The following is a 2,348-nucleotide window of genomic DNA, read 5'->3' as shown; positions in this document are numbered from 1 at the left end:
GAACCGCTCGATGTCGTTGCCCTTGTAGGTGGAGCCATCGCCCCAGATGTCGACGCCGTCTTCTTTCATGGCGCGCACGAGCATGGTGCCCGTGACGGCACGGCCGAGGGGAGTCGTGTTGAAGTAGGTCTTTCCCCCGCTGCGGATGTGGAATGCGCCACACTGCAGGGCGACAAGGCCCTCCTCGACGAGCGGTGCGCGGCAGTCGATGAGGCGCGCGATCTCGGCGCCGTACTCCTTGGCGCGGTCCGGAACACCCTCGATGTCGGGCTCATCGGGCTGGCCGATGTCGGCGGTATAGGTGCACGGGATGGCGCCCTTGTCGCGCATCCAGGCAACAGCTACCGAGGTGTCAAGACCGCCCGAGAAGGCGATACCGACGCGCTCGCCGACGGGCAGGCTTGTGAGAACTTTCGACATGGTCTCAATGGTACGGGGTTCCCGGGCGACGATTGGCGGTCGGCCTGTGTACGCCCGTTCTCTGAGCCGCGGTGACGGCCTGCGGGGTAGCTTGGCAGGCATGCGTGCAATCGTCGTTACATCCACCGAGGGTGCGGGCACCCTGCAGGTAACCGAGGTCGATGCCCCCTCTATTGAACCCGGCCAGGTTCGCATCCGGGTCGCGGCCGCCGGAATCAACCGGGCCGATATCAGCCAACGCCAGGGCAACTACCCGTCACCTCCCGGGGCGCCGGACTGGCCGGGCCTCGAAGTATCGGGCGTTGTCACAGAGGCGGTGGGAGCCGTGCGCGACTTCGCCGTCGGTGATCGCGTGTGCGCACTGCTCGCCGGTGGCGGTTATTCCGAGGAGGTTGTGGTGGATGCGGGCCTCGTGCTGGCCGTGCCCGACACTCTTGAGCTGACGGATGCCGCGGCGCTGCCAGAAGCGCTGGCCACGGTGTGGTCGAACGTCGTGATGAGTGCTGAGCTTGCGGCCGGGGAGACCCTTCTGGTGCACGGCGGCGGCAGTGGGATCGGCACGATGGCCATCCAACTCGCGAAGCTGCTGGGGGCCAGGGTTGCCGTGACGGCGGGTTCGTCGGAGAAGCTCGCGCTGTGCGCCGAGTTGGGTGCCGACCTGCTCATCAACTATCGGGACGACGACTTCGTTGAGCGGATCACGACGGAGTGGGGCGGCGCCGATGTGATCCTCGACATCATGGGCGGCTCCTATATGTCCCGCAACATCGATGCCCTCTCGATGGACGGTCGCATCATGGTTATCGCGAATCAGAGCGGAGAGAACGCCGATTTCAACCCGTTTCGCCTCATGCGCAAACGCGGTCGAATCTGGGGCACGACCCTACGAACGCGGCCTCTCTCCCAGAAGATAGCGATCATGGATGATCTGCGAGCGCGCGCATGGCCGTGGGCCAGCTCGGGCCAGCTGATTCCGGTCGTCGACAGCCGATTCTCGTTCGACGACGTCGCCGAAGCCCATGCCCGCCTGGAGTCGTCCGCCCATTCGGGCAAGATCCTGCTCGTCCCTTAGCGGCAGGTGCGTGCGCTGCCGCATGAGCGCGCCGCGCTCTGGGCGAGGAAGCAGCACAGGCGCGGTAACGTCGAGGGGTGAACGCAGCAAACCCCACCCACGAGTTTTCGACCAACGGCGTCGGGCCGTGGCAGGGTGAGTGGCCCACGGAGCCGCACTACGACCCTGAGCTGCTCAAGCACGGCGACACCCGCAATGTGATCGACCGCTACCGCTACTGGAGTATGGCGGCGATCGTGGCCGACCTCGATGAGCATCGGCATCCGTTCCACGTTGCCATCGAGAACTGGCAGCACGACATGAACATCGGGTCGATCGTGCGCAGCGCCAACGCGTTTGCCGCCGACACCGTGCACATCATCGGCCGCCGCCGGTGGAACAAGCGCGGTGCCATGGTCACCGACCGTTACCAGCACGTCGTTCATCACCCGGATGTCGCGGCATTCGTGGAGTGGGCGCGCACCGACGGCATGCCGATCATCGCGATCGACAACGTTCCCGGCAGTGTGATTATCGAGACGTTCGACCTGCCGGAGCGCTGCGTTCTTCTCTTCGGCCAGGAGGGTCCCGGCCTGTCGCCCGAGGCAATCGAGGCGGCGGATGCTGTGGTCGAGATTTCGCAGTTCGGCTCGACCCGGTCGATCAACGCGTCGGCGGCTGCGGCGGTCGCGATGCACGCGTGGGTGATGCAGCACGTGTCGTTCGCGCGCTGAGTCTGCTCTGCCTGTCACTCCCCGCTGCCGGAGGCATTCACCGTTGCCGGAGGCATTCGCCGCTGCCGGAGGCATTCCCCGAGACTGCGCAGATCGTCCCCTAAGGCAGCGTTTTTCAGCAATTCGTGCAGTCTCAGCGGGCT

3 protein-coding genes are annotated in these 2,348 nt (G+C 65.7%); 2 read left to right on the top strand and 1 reads right to left on the bottom strand.

The features are described 5' to 3' along the window. On the bottom strand, positions 1–420 hold a 420-nt coding region (locus tag AC062T_RS06265), incomplete at its 3' end, for an argininosuccinate synthase domain-containing protein (protein WP_476028398.1). 100 nt (positions 421–520) lie between these two features. Here AC062T_RS06265 and AC062T_RS06260 point away from each other — a divergent pair. Both AC062T_RS06260 and AC062T_RS06255 read left to right on the top strand, forming a co-directional pair. Then, complete coding sequence (locus AC062T_RS06260) at positions 521–1,492, top strand: NAD(P)H-quinone oxidoreductase (protein ID WP_476028396.1); 972 nt, start codon at positions 521–523, stop codon at positions 1,490–1,492. Positions 1,493–1,569: 77 nt separating this feature from the next. After that, entirely contained in the window at positions 1,570–2,205 is a 636-nt protein-coding gene (locus AC062T_RS06255; RefSeq protein WP_476028394.1) for a TrmH family RNA methyltransferase, read from the top strand. Positions 2,206–2,348: the final 143 nt, after the last annotated feature.

Source organism: Homoserinimonas sp., from assembly GCF_056262345.1.
The sequence above is the reverse complement of the archived record's forward strand: the minus strand, read 5'-3'. Positions and strand labels throughout refer to the sequence as shown.

Excerpts from the sequence above, each read along its gene's own strand:
- AC062T_RS06260 (WP_476028396.1), top strand. The coding sequence starts at position 521 with ATGCGTGCAATCGTCGTTACATCCACCGAGGGTGCGGGCACCCTGCAG.